At 75.6% G+C, this 15,926-nt stretch carries 16 protein-coding genes, 1 tRNA gene and 1 riboswitch; of the genes, 12 read left to right on the top strand and 5 right to left on the bottom strand.

Annotated features, from left to right (window positions below; all coding sequences use genetic code 11):
- Positions 1–609: 609 nt before the first annotated feature.
- The 7 genes from ACFW1A_RS10780 to ACFW1A_RS10750 all read left to right on the top strand — a co-directional run bounded on the left by ACFW1A_RS10780 (position 610) and on the right by ACFW1A_RS10750 (position 8,992).
- Positions 610–2,070 (top strand): MFS transporter, encoded by a 1,461-nt coding sequence (locus ACFW1A_RS10780; RefSeq protein WP_380407316.1) that lies wholly within the window; start codon positions 610–612, stop codon positions 2,068–2,070.
- 94 nt (positions 2,071–2,164) lie between these two features.
- Positions 2,165–3,412 carry an L-2-hydroxyglutarate oxidase gene (gene lhgO / locus ACFW1A_RS10775; RefSeq protein WP_380407314.1) on the top strand — a complete coding sequence of 416 codons (1,248 nt, stop codon included), beginning with the start codon at positions 2,165–2,167 and terminating at the stop codon, positions 3,410–3,412.
- A 50-nt stretch (positions 3,413–3,462) separates the two neighbouring features.
- Positions 3,463–4,296, top strand: a complete 834-nt coding sequence (gene trmB / locus ACFW1A_RS10770) for a tRNA (guanosine(46)-N7)-methyltransferase TrmB (protein ID WP_380407312.1) — start codon at positions 3,463–3,465, stop codon at positions 4,294–4,296.
- A 32-nt stretch (positions 4,297–4,328) separates the two neighbouring features.
- Entirely contained in the window at positions 4,329–5,276 is a 948-nt protein-coding gene (locus ACFW1A_RS10765) for a PrsW family intramembrane metalloprotease (protein ID WP_380407310.1), read from the top strand.
- Positions 5,277–5,322: 46 nt separating this feature from the next.
- Positions 5,323–5,396: transfer RNA gene (locus tag ACFW1A_RS10760), tRNA-Met, on the top strand.
- 443 nt (positions 5,397–5,839) lie between these two features.
- Positions 5,840–7,762 (top strand): protein kinase, encoded by a 1,923-nt coding sequence (locus tag ACFW1A_RS10755; RefSeq protein WP_380407308.1) that lies wholly within the window; start codon positions 5,840–5,842, stop codon positions 7,760–7,762.
- A 171-nt stretch (positions 7,763–7,933) separates the two neighbouring features.
- Positions 7,934–8,992 (top strand): hypothetical protein, encoded by a 1,059-nt coding sequence (locus ACFW1A_RS10750; protein WP_380407306.1) that lies wholly within the window; start codon positions 7,934–7,936, stop codon positions 8,990–8,992.
- 14 nt (positions 8,993–9,006) lie between these two features.
- On the opposite strand, the gene ACFW1A_RS10745 is transcribed toward ACFW1A_RS10750, so the two are convergent.
- From ACFW1A_RS10745 to ACFW1A_RS10730, 4 genes are all read right to left on the bottom strand, one after another.
- Entirely contained in the window at positions 9,007–9,666 is a 660-nt protein-coding gene (locus ACFW1A_RS10745; protein WP_380407304.1) for a tyrosine-protein phosphatase, read from the bottom strand.
- Positions 9,659–10,357 carry a hypothetical protein gene (locus ACFW1A_RS10740; protein ID WP_380407302.1) on the bottom strand — a complete coding sequence of 233 codons (699 nt, stop codon included), beginning with the start codon at positions 10,355–10,357 and terminating at the stop codon, positions 9,659–9,661. The genes ACFW1A_RS10745 and ACFW1A_RS10740 overlap by 8 nt, the downstream gene beginning before the upstream one ends.
- A gap of 44 nt (positions 10,358–10,401) precedes the next feature.
- A complete protein-coding gene (locus ACFW1A_RS10735; protein WP_380407300.1) occupies positions 10,402–11,091 on the bottom strand; it encodes a sensor domain-containing protein in 690 nt (229 codons plus the stop codon).
- 65 nt (positions 11,092–11,156) lie between these two features.
- Complete coding sequence (locus tag ACFW1A_RS10730; RefSeq protein ID WP_380407298.1) at positions 11,157–11,729, bottom strand: GNAT family N-acetyltransferase; 573 nt, start codon at positions 11,727–11,729, stop codon at positions 11,157–11,159.
- Between the two features lie 43 nt (positions 11,730–11,772).
- Here ACFW1A_RS10730 and ACFW1A_RS10725 point away from each other — a divergent pair, with 43 nt between their 5' ends.
- A complete protein-coding gene (locus tag ACFW1A_RS10725) occupies positions 11,773–12,681 on the top strand; it encodes a hypothetical protein (RefSeq protein WP_380407296.1) in 909 nt (302 codons plus the stop codon).
- On the opposite strand, the gene ACFW1A_RS10720 is transcribed toward ACFW1A_RS10725, so the two are convergent.
- Positions 12,671–13,507, bottom strand: a complete 837-nt coding sequence (locus tag ACFW1A_RS10720) for a M23 family metallopeptidase (RefSeq protein WP_380407294.1) — start codon at positions 13,505–13,507, stop codon at positions 12,671–12,673. The two genes, ACFW1A_RS10725 and ACFW1A_RS10720, sit on opposite strands and share 11 nt — an antisense overlap.
- 11 nt (positions 13,508–13,518) lie before the next feature.
- Positions 13,519–13,678, bottom strand: a riboswitch (cyclic di-AMP (ydaO/yuaA leader).
- Positions 13,679–13,844: 166 nt separating this feature from the next.
- Between ACFW1A_RS10720 and ACFW1A_RS10715 the strand changes: the two genes are divergently transcribed.
- From ACFW1A_RS10715 to ACFW1A_RS10700, 4 genes are all read left to right on the top strand, one after another.
- Complete coding sequence (locus ACFW1A_RS10715; protein ID WP_380407292.1) at positions 13,845–14,132, top strand: YiaA/YiaB family inner membrane protein; 288 nt, start codon at positions 13,845–13,847, stop codon at positions 14,130–14,132.
- Between the two features lie 105 nt (positions 14,133–14,237).
- Complete coding sequence (locus ACFW1A_RS10710) at positions 14,238–15,065, top strand: alpha/beta fold hydrolase (RefSeq protein ID WP_380407290.1); 828 nt, start codon at positions 14,238–14,240, stop codon at positions 15,063–15,065.
- Positions 15,065–15,643, top strand: coding sequence for a TetR/AcrR family transcriptional regulator (locus ACFW1A_RS10705; protein WP_380407288.1), 579 nt, complete (start codon positions 15,065–15,067; stop codon positions 15,641–15,643). Before ACFW1A_RS10710 ends, ACFW1A_RS10705 begins: the two co-directional genes overlap by 1 nt.
- A gap of 74 nt (positions 15,644–15,717) precedes the next feature.
- Positions 15,718–15,921: a hypothetical protein gene (locus tag ACFW1A_RS10700; RefSeq protein ID WP_380407286.1), complete on the top strand. Its 204-nt coding sequence runs from the start codon at positions 15,718–15,720 to the stop codon at positions 15,919–15,921.
- The last annotated feature ends 5 nt before the right edge of the window (positions 15,922–15,926 follow it).

The following is a 15,926-nucleotide window of genomic DNA, read 5'->3' as shown; positions in this document are numbered from 1 at the left end:
GCCGGGCCCACTGCCGTCCGCGCCCCGGCGACGGGCGGCGGGCGGGCTCCCGGCCGAGGGCGCCGCGCGTCCGATTCGCGGCACCCGGCCCCGGGCGCGGGACCGCACGGCTCCGCGCGACCCGGGTGGCCCCGGCCCGGCGCGCCGCGCACCCGCCGCCGTACCGCCGCGATCACGTCATGGCCATGCGGAAATGGCCGAAAAGCGGCGCAAAGCCCGGGAGGGCATCCGCATGCCCTCCCGGACCTCCGCCACCGCCCGCGGGGAACAGAGCAGCGGCTTCCCCCGGCCCGCCGGGTCCTCGGCGGCGGGCCGACCCACTGCCCCTAGCGAACTGCTGGTACGCCCGTGGAACCAGGGAGCACACCTGGGCGCACGTCAACACAGGACCGGAGCACGGCCCTCCTCCTGCACGGCACCGCCACCGGAAGTGGATCAGCCGGATCCGGTCCACCGCCGACCGGCCGGGCGTCGTCCGCGGTACACGATCCCGCCATCCGGAATATCCACCCTTAACCCAGGGAAGGCGGCCGACTACGCTAGGTGCCACCGTGTCGGGCGCCAACGCCCGTGCCACCCATGCCTCACCCGACCCGGGGGGCCGCTCGCATGACCATCACCTCACGAGGACCGAACGATCGACTCGGTGCCCTGCTGACGCAGGCTCAGATCAGCAACGCCGGACTGGCCCGCCGGGTCAACGACCTGGGCGCCCAGCGCGGCCTGACGCTCCGCTACGACAAGACCTCGGTGGCCCGCTGGGTGAGCAAGGGCATGGTGCCGCAGGGCCCGGTGCCGCACCTGATCGCCACCGCGATCGGCGGCAAACTGGGCCGACCGGTCCCGCTGGAGGAGATCGGCCTCGGCGACACCGACCCCACCCCCGAGCTCGGCCTGGCCTTCCCGCGCGAGGTGCCGGACGCCGTCCGCTCGGCCACCGACCTGTGGCGGGTGGACCTGGAGCTGCGCCGCGGGCCCGGCGGCGGGCGCTGGAGCGACGGGCTGGCCGGCACGTTCTCGGTGGCCGCCTACGCCACCCCGGTCTCCCGCTGGCTGATCAACCCGGCCGACGGCTCGGTGGCCCGCGAGGAGCCCGCCGCCGCGCCGACCCCGTCGGCGGGGTCGGCCGGGCAGCTGCCGGCCCCCCGCACGGCCGGCTTCCGGGTCGGCCAGTCGGACGCCGCCAAGCTGCGCGAGGCCGCCCAGGAGGCCCGCCGCTGGGACTCCAAGTACGGCGGCGGGGACTGGCGTTCGTCCATGGTCCCGGAGTGCCTGCGGGTGGAGGCGGCCCCGCTGCTGCTCGCCTCGTACAGCGACGCGGTGGGCCGGGCGCTGTTCGGCGCCACCGCCGAACTGACCAGGCTGGCGGGCTGGATGGCCTTCGACACCGGCCAGCACGAGGCGGCCCAGCGGTACTACATCCAGGCGCTGCGGCTGGCCCGGGCCGCGGCCGACGTGCCGCTGGGCGGTTACGTGCTGGCCTCGATGAGCCTGCAGGCCTGCTACCGCGGCTTCGCCGAGGAGGCGGTGGACCTGGCCCAGGCCGCGCTGGAGCGCAACCGGGGCATGGCCACCACCCGGACCATGAGCTTCTTCCACCTGGTGGAGGCCAGGGCCCAGGCCCGGGCCGGCAACGCACCGGCGTGCGCGACGGCGCTGTCGGCGGCCGAGGGCGCGCTGGAGCGCTCGCGGGACGGGGACCCCGATCCGTCCTGGATCGACTTCTACGCCTACGACCGGCTGGCCGCCGACGCGGCCGAGTGCTTCCGCGACCTCGGGGTGCCCGCCAAGGTGCGCCAGTTCACCCGGGACGCGCTGGCCCGCCCGACCGAGGGCTTCGTCCGCTCGCACGGGCTGCGGCTGGTGGTCAGCGCGATCGCCGAGGCCGAGGCGGGCAACCTGGACGCGGCGGTGGAGGCCGGCGACCGGGCGGTGGACGTGGCCGGGCGGATCTCCTCGCAGCGCAGCCGGGAGTACCTGTTGGAGATGGTGCGCCGGCTGGAGCCGTTCCACGGCGAGCAGCGGGTCCGCGAACTGACCGAGCGGGCCTGGGTGGTGCTGGCGCAGTAGGCGCCCGCCGGGGCGCGCGCCGCCCCCTGCGCGCCGGCGGCGTGCTCCCACCGGGCCGAGGTTTGACCCCTGCTCCCGGAGGCACGATCCGCTGGTGACGGACGACTACGACGTGCTGGTGGTGGGCGGCGGCATCGTGGGGCTGGCGACGGCCTGGGCGCTGGCGCGCGAGCGGCCCGGACTGCGGGTGCTGGTGGTGGAGAAGGAGGACCGGATCGCCGGCCACCAGACCGGCCACAACAGCGGGGTGATCCACAGCGGCGTGTACTACCGGCCCGGTTCGCTCAAGGCCAGGTACGCGGTGGCCGGCTCCGCCGCGATGGTCCGGTTCTGCGCCAAGTACGGGCTGGCGCACCGGGTCACCGGGAAGCTGGTGGTGGCCACCGAGCCGACCGAACTGGCCGGCCTCGCGGCGCTGGCCGAGCGCGGCCGGGCCAACGGACTGCGGGTGACCGAGCTGACGCCCGACCGGATCGGCGCCCACGAACCCGCGGTGAGCGGGCTCGCGGCGCTGCACGTGGCCACCACCGGGGTGTGCGACTTCACCGAGGTGGCCGCCTGCTACGCGCGGCTGGCCGGCGAGGCCGGGGTGGACCTGCGCACCGACTGCGAGCTGGTGGGGGCCGAGCGGCGGGCGGACGCGGTCACCGTGCGGCTGCGCGGCGCGGGCGGGGAGCGGGAGGCGCGGTGCGCGGTGCTGGTGAACTGCGCGGGGCTGCAGAGCGACCGGGTGGCCCGGCTGGCCGGGGACGAGACCGGCGTGCGGATCCTGCCGTTCCGCGGCGAGTACTACGAGCTCGCGCCGGGCGCACGGCACCTGGTGCGCGGACTGGTGTACCCGGTGCCCGACCCGGCCTTCCCGTTCCTCGGCGTGCACCTCACCAGGGGCGTGCACGGGGAGGTCCACGTGGGACCGAACGCCGTGCCGGCGCTGGCCCGGGAGGGGTACTCCTGGCGGACGGTGCACCCCGGCGACCTGGCCCGGCTGGCCGCCTTCCCCGGCAGCTGGCAGCTGGCCCGCCGGCACTGGCGGCAGGAACTGGGCGAACTGCACCGCTCGGCCTCCAAGCGGGCCTTCACCCGCGCGGTGCGCCGGCTGCTGCCCGGGGTCACCGGCGCCGACCTGGTCCGGGCCGGAGCGGGCGTGCGGGCACAGGCGGTGGGCCGGGACGGGGCCCTGCTGGACGACTTCGCCTTCGCCGGGTTCGACCCGGCCGACCCGCGCTCGCCGCGCCGCACCGTGCACGTGCTCAACGCCCCCTCGCCGGCCGCCACCGCCTCGCTGCCGATCGGGCGCGAGATCGCCTCCCGGGCCCTGGCGGCGCTGGCCGCGGGGGGCTGAGCCCGGGGGCTGGGGCCCGACCGGGCGGCCCCCGTAGACTCGACGGCATTGTGACTTCGACTGCCCCCTCCCCCCAGCTCCCCGGCCAGCGGCCCTCGCAGCGGCTCTCCACCGCCCCCGCCGGCTACCCGGCGCCGATGTACCCGCACAAGGCGACCGAGGAGCAGCACCGCGAGCACCGGATCCGGACCTTCCAGCCGCGCCGCGGCCGGATGACCCCCGCGCAGGCCGGCGCACTGGACCGGAACTGGGAGAAGTGGGGCATCGCCATCGACGGCACCCCGCTCGACCTCGGCCGGCTCTTCGGCGGCCTGCCGGTCACCCTGGAGATCGGCTTCGGCATGGGCGAGACCACCGCCGCGATGGCCGCCGCCGACCCGACCATGGGCATCCTCGCCGTCGACGTGCACACCCCGGGCCACGGCAACCTGCTCAACCTGCTGGAGCAGAACGGCGCGCAGAACGTCCGCCCGGCCGCCGGCGACGCGATCATCCTGCTGCGCGACATGCTCACCGACGCCTCGCTGGCGGGCCTGCGGATCTTCTTCGCCGACCCGTGGCCCAAGCCCAAGCACCACAAGCGCCGACTCGTCCAGCACGGCTTCCTCGACCTGGTGCTGCCCCGGCTGGCCCCGGGCGCGCTGGTGCACTGCGCCACCGACTGGGAGCCGTACGCCGAGCAGATGGTCGAGGTGCTCGCGGCCCGGCCGGAGCTGGCCAACCTGCACCCCGAGGGTGACGGCGGCCGGTGGCTGGAGGAGCGCGGGGACGGCACCGTGCCCGGCTACGCGCCGCGCCCCGAGTGGCGCCCGGTGACCAAGTTCGAGCGGGCCGGCCTGGCCAAGGGCCACGTGGTGCACGACCTGCTGTTCCGGAAGCTCTGACACCCCCGCCGGCCGGCGCCTACGCTCGTCGGGTGACCAGTCGGGTGCGCGGTCGGGTGCGCGGTCCGCTCGGTGCCCGCCAGGCGGCCGGTGCCGTGCTGCCGGCCGGCCTGCTGGGGTGCGCGGCGCTGCTGGTCCAGCTGCTGCACCGGCAGACCGGCACGGAGGGACTGCTGGTCGGCCTCGCGCTCGCCGTGCTGCCGGTGCCGTTCGTCCTGGCCGCGCTGAGCTGGCTCAACCAGGGCGCCCGGCTGCCCGGCCGCACCCTCGCGCTCTGCCTGGCCTGGGGCTCGGTGGCGGCCACCACCATCGCGCTGGTGGCCAACGACTGGGCCAGTGACTACCTGGAGTCGGTGCGCGGCGCCACCGCCTGGGGCACCGACCTGGCCACCCCGCTGATCGAGGAGAGCGCCAAGGGCGCGGTGCTGCTCGCCGCGATGCTGCCGCTGCGCCGCCCGCCCCGGCACGGCACCGGGCCCACCCCGGGCGCCCGGGCCCGGCTGCGGCACCGGGCGGTGGCCCGGGCCCTGGTGCTGGGCGGGATGAGCGCCTGCGGCTTCGCCTTCACCGAGAACGCGCTCTACCTGGGCCGGGCCTTCTCCGACGACCGGCAGCAGCGGCTGGAGAGCATCGGCCTGGGCCTGGCCCCGAGCCTGCGCGACTACGACGACACCGTGCACACCTTCCTGCTGCGCGCCCTGCTCTCCCCGTTCGCCCACCCGCTCTTCACCGCGCTCACCGGCCTGGGGTTCGCGGTGGCGCTCACCGGCGCGCGCCGGGCGGCCCGGCTGGCCGCGCCGGCCGGGTGGCTGGCGGCGGTCGCGCTGCACGGCTGCTGGAACGCGGCGGCCGCCCGCGGGGTGCACGGCTTCCTGCTGGTCTACGGACTGCTGATGGTCCCCTGCTTCGCCGCCCTGGCCCTGCTCGCGCTCTGGGCCCGGGCCCGGCCGCGCGGCGCCGCGGCCGACCCGCCGCGGTAACCGATTTCCCTTCCGCGTCGCCATCCCGTACTGTTGGGTTCACCGACGCGGGGTGGAGCAGCTCGGTAGCTCGCTGGGCTCATAACCCAGAGGTCGCAGGTTCAAATCCTGTCCCCGCTACTCAGTAGCACGGAAGGCCCGGCAGAGACTCTCTGCCGGGCCTTCCGTCGTTCCCCCGATAAATCCGTTGCCCGCGGGGCAGGGGCCTGCTTATCGTGGCGGCACACTGAAAGGAGGTGATCCTGAGTTGAGTTCCATCAGGATGCGTGAGGTGGCTGCTCGCTAGAGCCGCCCCTGCCTGCGGCAGTACGGCGGCAGGCGAATCCCAAGCAGTCACCCGGCCCGTGGGCTCGTCGGCACATCCCCGACGCCACGGCGGTTCGCCGCCGCGGAAGCAGCCCACGGGCCGTCTGCGTTCCTGGGGCGGGTTCTGTACGGGCTTGGTAACCGTCCGTCGGTACCGCGTTGACTCCTGCACGGTCACTGTCAGACTTTGATTGGCCGTGGTCCAACATCTTCGCTCCGCGGCCCATCGGGTGGGAGTCACGGGGGGACAGCCGGACATGTGGGGTCGGGGAACGGTGCTCGGGGAGCGGTACGCGCTGACCGAGCGGCTCGGGGGCGGCGCCATGGGCGAGGTCTGGCGGGCCGAGGACCGGGTGCTGGAGCGGCAGGTCGCGGTCAAGATCGTGCTGCCCGCGCTGCTGGCGGACGCGTCGTTCGCCGAGCGGTTCCGCCGCGAGGCCCGGATGCTGGCCGCACTCAACCACCGGGGCATCGTGGACATCCACGACTACGGTGAGCAGGCCGGCGAGGACGGCGGCACGCCGGTGGCGTTCATCGTGATGGAGCTGCTGGACGGGCAGCCGCTGGACCGGGTCCGCGCCGAGCGCGGCAGCCTGCCGGTCGAGCAGGCGATGGACGTCGTGGCCCAGGCACTGGACGCGCTGCACGCCGCGCACCGGCAGGGCATCGTGCACCGGGACATCAAGCCGTCCAACCTGATGCTGCGGGCCGACGGGCAGGTCACGGTGACCGACTTCGGCATCGCCCGCGCGCTGGCCGGCACCAAGATCACCACGGCGCACGCGGTGATGGGCACGGCGCTGTACATGGCGCCGGAGCAGGCCGAGGGGCTGGGCACCACGCCCGCCTGCGACCTCTACTCGATGGGCGTGCTCGGCTACGAACTGCTCACCGGCGAGCTGCCGTTCACCGGGGACACCGCGATCGAGATCGTGCTCAAGCACGTCCGGGAGCCGGCGCCGGAGCTGGGCGCCGGGTTCCCCCCGGCCGTGCGGGAGCTGGTGGCGAAGGCGCTCGCGAAGCGCCCCGAGGACCGGTTCGCGGACGCGGCCGCGATGGCGGCGGCGGCCCGCGCCGCGGTGGGGGGCGAGGAGCCCGGCGCCCGGCTGGCGGGGCTGACCACGCGGACCGCGGCGGTGGTCGACGCGGCCGAGCCGGCCCGGCAGGCCGGACCCGCAGCGGCGCAGCAGCCCGAGCCGGCCCGGGCCGAGGCGTCGGAGCCGGTGGTGGTGGGCGAGGCGGCCGCCGTGACCGCTCCGGTGGCGGTGCCCTGGCACCGGCGGCGGAGCAGCCTGCTCGCAGCGGTGGCGGCGGTCCTGGTGGTGGCGGGGACGGTGACGGCGCTGCGGCTGGACTCCGGTGCGGGGTCGGCCGGTCAGGACCTGCCGGCCGCCCGGGGACCGGTGGTCGCCGGTCCGGGCAGTGCGAGCCCGAGCACCGGGTCGCCCGCGGCGAGTGCGTCGGCCTCGGCTCCGGCATCGGCGGCGGCGTCCGCCTCGGCGAGCCCGGCCGACTCCCCCGCGGCAGCCGCCGGTTCGCCCGCAACGGGCGGCAACGGTGGTGCCCCGGCGGGTGGTTCGGGCAGCGGCAGCGGCGCCGGCGGCGGGGGAGGCAGCGGCAGCAGGAGCGGCGGGTCGGCGGGCGCCGGCTCGGCCAACGGCGGCGGATCGGGCGGGTCGGCCGGCACCGGGTCGGGCAGTTCGGCCGGCGCCGGCGGCGGGGGCTCGGCCGGGGCGGCGGGGGGCGGCACCCCCACCACACCGCCGCCGGTCCCCGCCCGCCCGGCGGGCTGCGAGAGCGCGAAGGACATCGTCAACGTGGGCGACGGCACCTTGCTGGGCCTGTCGGCGAACAACATCAGCCCGGGCAACACCGTGGTCTCCGGCCGGAACACCTCCTGGGGCTGGGTGCGTTCGAGCGGCTCGGGCGGCGTGAGCTTCAACGCCTGCAGCTCCGGCGGACCCACGATGGGCATCCCGGTGGGCGGCAGCACCACCCTCCAGGTGGGCGGCTACGCGGCCACCTCCAGCTTCGCGCTGGTCGACGCCGGCGGCGGCAGCTACAGCATCCAGACCCCCTACTACCCCGCCTACTGCCTGACTTCGCACGGCGCCGGCGCCGCGGTCACCGCCGATGCCTGCAACTCCGCGGTTCCCGGCCAGCAGTGGCGGCTGCCGTAGCGCCCGGCGCACGGACGTCCCGGGGCCGGGCCCGCTGCGGAACGGCCGCCGTAGCGGATCGGGCGGGTTGACGGCAACCGGCTCGGCGGGTGTGGTGGCGCCGTCACCCGGATGATTGCCGGGACCGCTACAGTTCCTGCCAATCCAGGAGCGGCGGACGGGGAGTCAGTGATGGCGGTGCGACGGGACCAGGTGGCGCAGTTGCGGCGGTGGCAGGTGGGCGTGGTGGGGTCGCTGGTCGGCCTCGGACTGCTCGGCCTGGTGCTCTACACCACGGCCGCCGCACACCCGTTGAGCGCGCTGGGCGCCGGGGTGATGATCGCCTGCGCCACCGCGATCGGCGGCGCACTGCTCGGCTTCCTGTTCGGGATCCCGCACAGCCGCAGCGCCGCGCAGCAGACGACCGGCGGGCCGGGCGGCGAGTACTCCGCCAACACCAACCTGGAGCAGGTCTCGGACTGGCTCACCAAGCTGCTGCTCGGCGTCGGCCTGACCCAGCTGGGGCGGATCTGGCAGGGCGTCCGCCAGCTCGGCCACGCGCTGGCCCCGGCGCTCGGCGGGCGCGGCGACGCGGCGCCGTTCGCGGCCGCGCTGGTGCTCTACTTCCTGGTGCTCGGCTTCCTGGCCGGTTGGCTGGCCACCCGGCTGCTGCTGGCCGGCGTGCTGACCCAGGCCGACGGCAACGCGCTGCGCCTGTTCAGCTCGGCCCAGGAGCAGCAGCGCGAGGGCAACGAGGTCGGCGCGGAGGACCTGCGGGTCCAGGCGATGGCCCACATGGGCAAGTTCAACGCCCGCGCGGCCGGCGCCGACGCGGAGCGGTCCGCCGCGCTGGACGCCCAGGTGGCCGAGGTCCGGTCGGGGGCCAAGCGCTCCTCCGCCACCCCGGACGAGGTGCGCGGCCTGTTCGCCTCGGACGACGCGGGCCTGCGGATGCAGGCGCTGGCGCTGACCCAGGGCAACCCGGCGCTGGGCGACTTCGAGTCGGTGCTGGAGTACATCGAGCACCCGCGTTCGGCGTTCGAGCACTACCAGTCCCTGCTGGCCGCGCGGGGCATGCTCAACCGGCTCGGCCGCGACCAGCGGATGCGCCTGCGCGCCGCCGTGGTGGCCCAGTTGCTCGCGCCGGACGGCATCCCGGACGCCTCGGACCGCCGCTGGGTGGCCGAGCGGATCCTGGCCAAGCTGGACGCGATCGGCCAGGTCCCCACCCCTCGTCCGTCCGGCGTCTGAGCGGCGCCCGACGGTCAGTCGGCCAGGGCGGCGCGCAGCGCCGCCAGCTCCTCGGCCCGCAGCCCGTGCCCGAGCAGGTACGCCTCCACCGAGCCGTGCTGCTCGCGGATCCGGTCCAGCACACCGGTCAGCAGCTCGGGCCGGGCCGGGTTGGAGACCCGCAGCCGCCCGCGCTCGTCCAGGTACTCCACCGGCCCGTCGTCCAGGCCGAGTCCGGCGTTGGAGGCCAGGTAGTCGGCCAGGATCTCCTCGTCCGGCACCCCCAGCAGGTCCAGCAGCACCGCCACGGTGACCCCGGTGCGGTCCTTGCCCACCGCGCAGTGCACCAGCGCGGGCAGCGCGCGCGGCTCCAGCAGCCGGCGGACCACGGTCACCAGCACCGGGCCGGCGGTGTCGGCCAGCAGCCGGTAGATCTGCGGCAGCGGCTCGTCCCGGTGGTTGGCGTCCTGCGGCAGCATCGGCAGGTTGACCACGTCCAGCTCCAGCTCGTGCAGCCGGGCCGGCCAGTGCGCCACCTCGGCCGGGTCGCGCAGGTCGATCACGGTGCGCAGGCCCAGCTTGGCCAGTGCCCGGGCGCCCTCGGCGGTGAGCTGGTTCAGGGTCGCGGAGCGGTAGAGCAGTCCGGGGCGGACCTCGCGGGCGTTGCGCAGTCCGGCTATCTGAAGATCAGTCATGACAGGGACGGTAGCGACGGTGCCGGGCGAGCGCGAGGACGTATCTGCGCCGTCCGTCGCCGGGCACCCGGTGCACCCGCAGCTCGCTGCGGATCCCGCGCCGCCCGAGCGCCTCGCGCAGCTCGGCCAGGTGCGGGCTGCGCCGGCCCGCACCGTCGTGCAGCGGGTGGACCAGGACCGTGCCGGCCGGGTCGGTGACCCGGACCAGCTCGTCCAGGGCGGCCAGCTGGGCGGCGGGCGGGAAGAGCTCGGGGTAGGCGAAGAGCAGGTAGGAGCTGAGGGTGAGGGCGAAGCTGCCGTCCGCGAAGGGCAGCCGGGGCAGCGCGGCGGCCACGTAGTCCGCGGGGTGGGCGGCCCGGTCGGCGGCGAACAGCCCGCGCGCCCGGTCCCAGCTGCGCAGGTACCGCTCGTACGGGCGGTACCTGGCCGGCTGGTAGCGCTGCGGGGCGGCGGTCATCGCCGCGGCCATCGCGCCCCGGGCCCGCTCGGCCCCGGCGAGCAGTTCGGCGGCCGGCCGGGCGTAGGCGGGGTCGGCGGCGACCACCCGGCAACCCAGCCCGCGGGCCTCGGCCACCAGGGCGGCCGCCCCGCCCGGGCAGTCCAGCACCGGCCCGGGCAGCCCCCGCAGCCCGGTCCGGCTGAGCCCGAAGAGCGCGCAGTACTCGTCCAGCGGACGGGAGGTGATCAACACGGCCCCAGCCGACCACGCGCCGGGGCCGCCCGCATCCCGGGCGCTCAGCCGGCCAGCAGTCCCCGGGCGGCGGCGCGGGAGACGCTGGTGAGCCAGTGGGTGAGGCGGACCGAAAGGAGGAGCAGCAGCAGGCCCAGCAGGCAGGCGCCGGCCACCTGCCAGAACGAGGCGAGGTAGTAGGAGTGGTGCACGCCCGCGCCGTCGTCGTAGTCGGCCACCTGCAGCCCCGGCCAGCCCACGTAGCGCGGGTAGACCCAGGTGTAGGCGGGCAGCAGCGCCAGCGCGAGCCCGACCGACCAGAAGGTGACGCTGACGCAGAAGCTGAACACGTGCCAGGGGAACATCACCACCTGGTACGCCACCGCCTTCCACCCGGCCGCGTCCCGCAGCCCGGCGGTGATCCGGGACCAGAAGCCCGGTCCGGCGGCCCGCACCGGGGCCGGCGCCGGCAGCCGCTCCCCCAGCAGCCGGGCCACCCGGCCGCGCTCCACCGCGCCGAGCCCGCGGGCGCAGGCCAGCAGCAGCGCCAGCACCGGCAGGCCGAGCGCGGTCACCAGGGTCCCGGCGCCGAGCGCGAACAGGGTCAGCACCCAGCAGAAGCCGACCGCGGCGACGGGCAGCGAGCCGGCGACGTAGGCCAGCTCCCGGGAGGCCTGCCGGGCCCGGGCCCGGCCCCTGCTGCCGGCGGCGGGCGGGTCGTAGTCGTGGAGGTCGGGTGCCGTGGTCGAGGTCATGCCCCCAATCTGCCCGCCGGCCCCGGCCGCCGGGAATGGCGCTGCCCGGCGGACCCGGGGTGGGGTTAACCCCCCTGCGGCCGCCACTCGTGTGCGAGCAGCGAGTACTGCAGTGCGTCGTGCCAGCTCTCCCGCAGGTAGAGGTCGTCCCGGATCCGGCCCTCCAGTTGGAAGCCGACCTTGCGCAGCACCCGGGCCGACGCCAGGTTGGCCGGGTCCAGCCGGGCCGCCAGCCGGTGCAGGCCCAGCTCGCCGAAGCCGAAGCCGCAGAGCAGCCGGGTGATCTCGGTGGCGTAGCCCAGGCCCCAGGCGTCGCGCCGCAGCGCGTACCCGATGAAGGCGGCCTTCTGGCTCTCCGCGCCCTCGACGCCGAGCACCGCGTTGCCGAGCGGGACGGCGTCCTCGCCCTGCTCGGTCAGGGTGACGGCCAGCCGGAAGACGGTCCGCGGCTCCTTCTCGGCCTCCTCCAGGTAGAGGGCGACCTGGTCGGCGCAGTCCTCCCGGTCGCGCGGCTCGAACGGGAGGTAGCGCGCGGTCTCCGGATCGCCGAAGATCGCGTGCAGCGCGTCGATGTCGCGCGGCACGTGGTGGAACTCACGGATCGTCAGCCGTGGCCCGGTGAGCAGGACGGGGTGCATGGCAGGTACGGTAACGGCCGCGCGAGCGGTTACGGTACCTGCCATGGACACCGAGGACCTGCGGCTCGCCCCCCGGCCGCACACCGCTGAGCTGCTGCGTTGGGCCGAGGAGCAGGGCCTGGAGCCGGTTCCCGAGGGCCCGCTGAACGCGGTGCTGACGCTGCTCGAACTGGGTGACGCCAAGGTGTACGAGGGCGTCCCCGAACTCACCTCACCACTGCTGCAGGAGCTGCTGTACGAGCGGATCCACCTCTACGTGCAACCCGGCCCCGGCCAGGACCCGCTGGCCTACGGCGCGGCGGTGCGGCTGCTGATCGACCACCAGCGGGCGGCCAAGCGGCTCAACGCCAAGCGGCAGCAACGGCTGCACGAGGAGGCGCAGTGGCAGGGCGAGCTGCTGGCCGACCTGCTGCGCCGCCCGCACCTGCTCACCTGGCCGCGGCTGTACGCGCTGCTGCTCTGGCAGCACGGGGTGGACACCGCCGACCCGGCCGCGGTGCGGGCCTTCCTGGACGGCTACCGGGCACTGGCGGAGCCGGAGCGGCTGGCGCTGCTGGCCGGCCTCGACCGGCTGGACCAGCCGGAGGGCGCGGCCGGCTGGACCGAGGGCGTGCTGCTGGCGATCGGGATGGCCACCGACGGCGGCCGGCTGCTGGTGGAGAACCGGTTGATGCAGCGCAGCTACCGCAACCTGGCCGGACTGAACGCCCTCGGCCTGCCGATGCCCGAGGAGCTGGCCGGCGACTACCCGGCCTTCGAGGCGGCGGTGCAGGCCGAGGCGCTGCGGCTGCTCGGCGAGTGGACCGTCCCCGGCCTGCCCGAGCTGCTGCTGACGGAGTACCGGGACCTGGCCCCCGAGCCGGACGGGGACCAGGTGGACCAGTACGTGATCGACCGCGGCCTGGTCGAGCTGCCCGACCTGGCCGAGTGGGACGGGGACGCTACAGCGTGACCCCGCCGGCCGCCAGCCACTGCGCCGGGTCCACCGGGGCGCCGCCGCCGGGACGGACCTCCAGGTGCAGGTGCGGGCGGGTGGCGCTGCCGGTGGTGCCGACCCGGCCGAGCTCCGCGCCGGCGGCCACCGGGCCGGCCGGGACGGTGATCGAGGCGAGCTGGCAGTACCAGATCTCGGTGCCGTCGGGCAGGGTCTGGATCACCCGGTAGCCGTGCACGCCGGTCCAGCCGGCCGAGCTGACGGTGCCGCCGGCCACCGCGAGCACCGGGGCACCGGCCGGGGCGGCCAGGTCCAGGCCGGTCTGCAGCTGGGCCCACGGCGAGGCGGCGGCGGCCAGCGTCCAGGCGGCCAGCGGGGCCTGCAGGTCGAGCGGGGCGTCGGTGGACTGCGGGGCGACGGCCTGCACCGGCTGGACCACCTGCACGGCCTGCAGCGGCTGCACGGCCGGGGTGGACCGGACCGGCGGGGCCGGCTGGGGCTGCTGGGCGGCGCGCTTGGCGGCGGCCTCGTGCGCGGCCTCCAAGCGGGCGGCCTCCTCGGCGGCGGTGCGCTGGTCGGCCTGCTGCTGGATCCGGGCGGCCAGGGCCAGGCCGGGGTCGGCGCCCTGCGGGCCGCTCTCCTCGGTGGCGACCATGGCGGGCGCGGGCGCGGCGGCCTGGGCGGCGGTGGCGCCGATGCCGGTGGTGGCGCCCAGCGCGGCGGCCATCGCGGTCACGCCGAGCACCGGGGAACCGGGGCGGGACTGGCGCGGCAGCCGGTGCCGGGAGTTCTCGTCGGTGGTGCCCGGGTGGTCGAGCAGGGCCGGGGTGTGCGTCGACGCCACGGAGGCGTGCTCCTTTCCTTCCGTCTCGCCTACCGGGTTAGCTGACGGGTTCGGAGCAGGAAGGTCTCCTACGGACCGGTGCGGGCCGGTCCGATTCACCCCAAGGAACGGTGGTTCCCCGGCTCCCGGGCCGCCCTTCGGACGGCCCTGCGGATTAGGCGACGGCGCACGGTGCCGTCTGGGTACGGCGTTGCCGACCGCGCTGCGTTATTGAAATTTAATCCCAGAGGCCCGCGATTCCAAGCGCTCCCCGCGGGATTGTCGCAGCCTCACCTTGAGTGTCCGGTTGAGTACACGTACTCAGGTGCCGAGGGCCGGAGTTGGCGATTCTTCAGGCATGACTTCTCCAGTGTTGCCGAGAACCACCTCGGCCTACTACGTGCAGGCGGTCCTCTCCTTCGCGCTCGCCGCCGGCGGCCTCGCGCTGGGCATCGCCTACCTGCCGGTCAGCGCCTGGATGCGGGCCTTCCTGGCGCTCGGCCTGCTCTACACGGTCACCTCCGCCTTCACCCTCGCCAAGGTGATCCGGGACCGCCAGGAAACCGGCGAGCTGGTGAACCGGGTCGACCAGGCCCGGCTGGAGCGGCTGCTGGCCGAGCACGACCCGTTCCGGGTCGACGGCTAGGCCCGGGCCGCCCGAGGGACTTGACGGCTAAGGCTATTAGCCATAGCTTTGTGGATGTCGGCAGCGGCCGGCACCGCCGAAGGTCCGTCAGTCCAGGAGGAAGCCGTGCACACGCTCACCGCCCCGCAGACCCAGTACCTGCAGCTCCCCGGCGGCACCATCGCCTTCGACGACACGGTCGAGGGCACCGGCCACCCGGTCCTGCTGCTCCCCGGCATGCTCGACTCCCGGGCCTCCTACCGGCACCTGCGCCCGCTGCTCGTCGCCGCCGGCCGCCGGGTGATCACCATGGACCTGCGCGGCTTCGGCGAGTCCTCGATCGACTGGGACGACTACAGCCCGGCCGCCGCCGCCCACGACGCGCTGGCCCTGCTGGACCACCTGGGCGTCGAGCAGGCCGTGCTGGCCGGCAACTCCTACACCGGCGCCAGCATCGTCAAGGCGGCGGCCCTGGCCCCCGAGCGGGTGGCCGGCCTGGTGCTGATCGACGCGTTCGTCGAGAACGTGCCGCCGACCGTGCTGGGCCTCGCGATGCTCCGCCTGCTGGGCGCGGCGCTGCTCGCCTCCCCGAAGGTGTGGGGCTACTACCTGAACAAGATGGCCTACCCGGGCGGCGCGACCGAGGAGATCGCCGCCTACAACGCCGGCCTGGTGGCGGCGCTGCGCACCCCGGGCCGCAAGCGGGCCACCCGCGGCCAGGTCGGCGGCAACGCCGCGCCGGAGGGCTGGTGCGAGGGCGTCGAGGTGCCGACCCTGGTGCTGATGGGCAGCAAGGACCCCGACTTCCCCGACCCGGAGCTGGTGGCGGACCGTCAGGTCAAGGCGCTGAACGGCCGTAAGGTGATGATCCAGGGCGCCGGCCACTACCCCCACGCCCAGTCCCCGCAGGCCGTCGCCGACGCCGTGCTCCCGTTCCTCACCGAGGTGGCCTGATGCCCCGAGCCGGACTCAACCCCGACGCCGTGGTCGACCACGCGCTCGCGCTGATCGACGCGGAGGGCCCCGACGCCCTCACCCTGGCCGGCGTGGCCCAGCTGGCCGGGGTGGCCGCCCCCTCGCTCTACAAGCACGTGCCCGGCGGCCTGGCCGGACTGCGCCGGCTGATCGCGATCCGGGTCACCAAGGACTTGGCCGCCCGGCTGCGGTCGGCGACCGACGGACTGACCGGCGACGCCGCGGTGGAGGCGCTGCTGCGGGCCTACCACGGCTTCGCACTGGAGCACCCGCGCCGCTACGCCGCACTGCCGCAGGCCCCCTCGGCCGCCGACGACGAACTGCTCGGGGCCGCCACCGCCCTGGTCGGGGCGATCTTCCAGGTGCTGGAGGGGTACGGGATCGAGGACTCCGAGGCGGTGCACGCGACCCGCACCGTGCGCGCGCTGGCGCACGGGTTCGCCGCCCTCACCATCGGGGGAGCCTTCCAGCTGAGCGAGCAGTTGTCGGTGACCCAGGAGCGCATGATCGCGGTGCTCACCGCCGGGCTGCGCGACTGGCCGACCGGCCGGGTGTGACCCAGCCCCTGGCGGGCCGGGCCGGTCGTCGGACAGGATGCGGTCGATGGACCGCTGAGCCGCTGGAGGGCCGCATGACGAAGCCGAGCACCGCGCCGGGCACCGCCGCGATCCCGCGCCAGCGCGCCGGGCGCGCCGCACCGGCCGCCACCGGGTACCCGCCGGCCGAGCCGCAGCCCACCGGTTGGGCCGCCGTCCGCCGCACCCTGGCGATCCTGCGCGGCCTGGTCTCGATGCGCAGCGTGCCGGCCCGTCCGCAGCGCCACCACGACGAGTGACGCTC

It is taken from the genome of Kitasatospora sp. NPDC058965, assembly GCF_042741245.1.
Classification (GTDB): domain Bacteria; phylum Actinomycetota; class Actinomycetes; order Streptomycetales; family Streptomycetaceae; genus Kitasatospora.
Note: the sequence above shows the minus strand (reverse complement) of the source record. Positions and strands in the feature narration are given on the sequence as shown.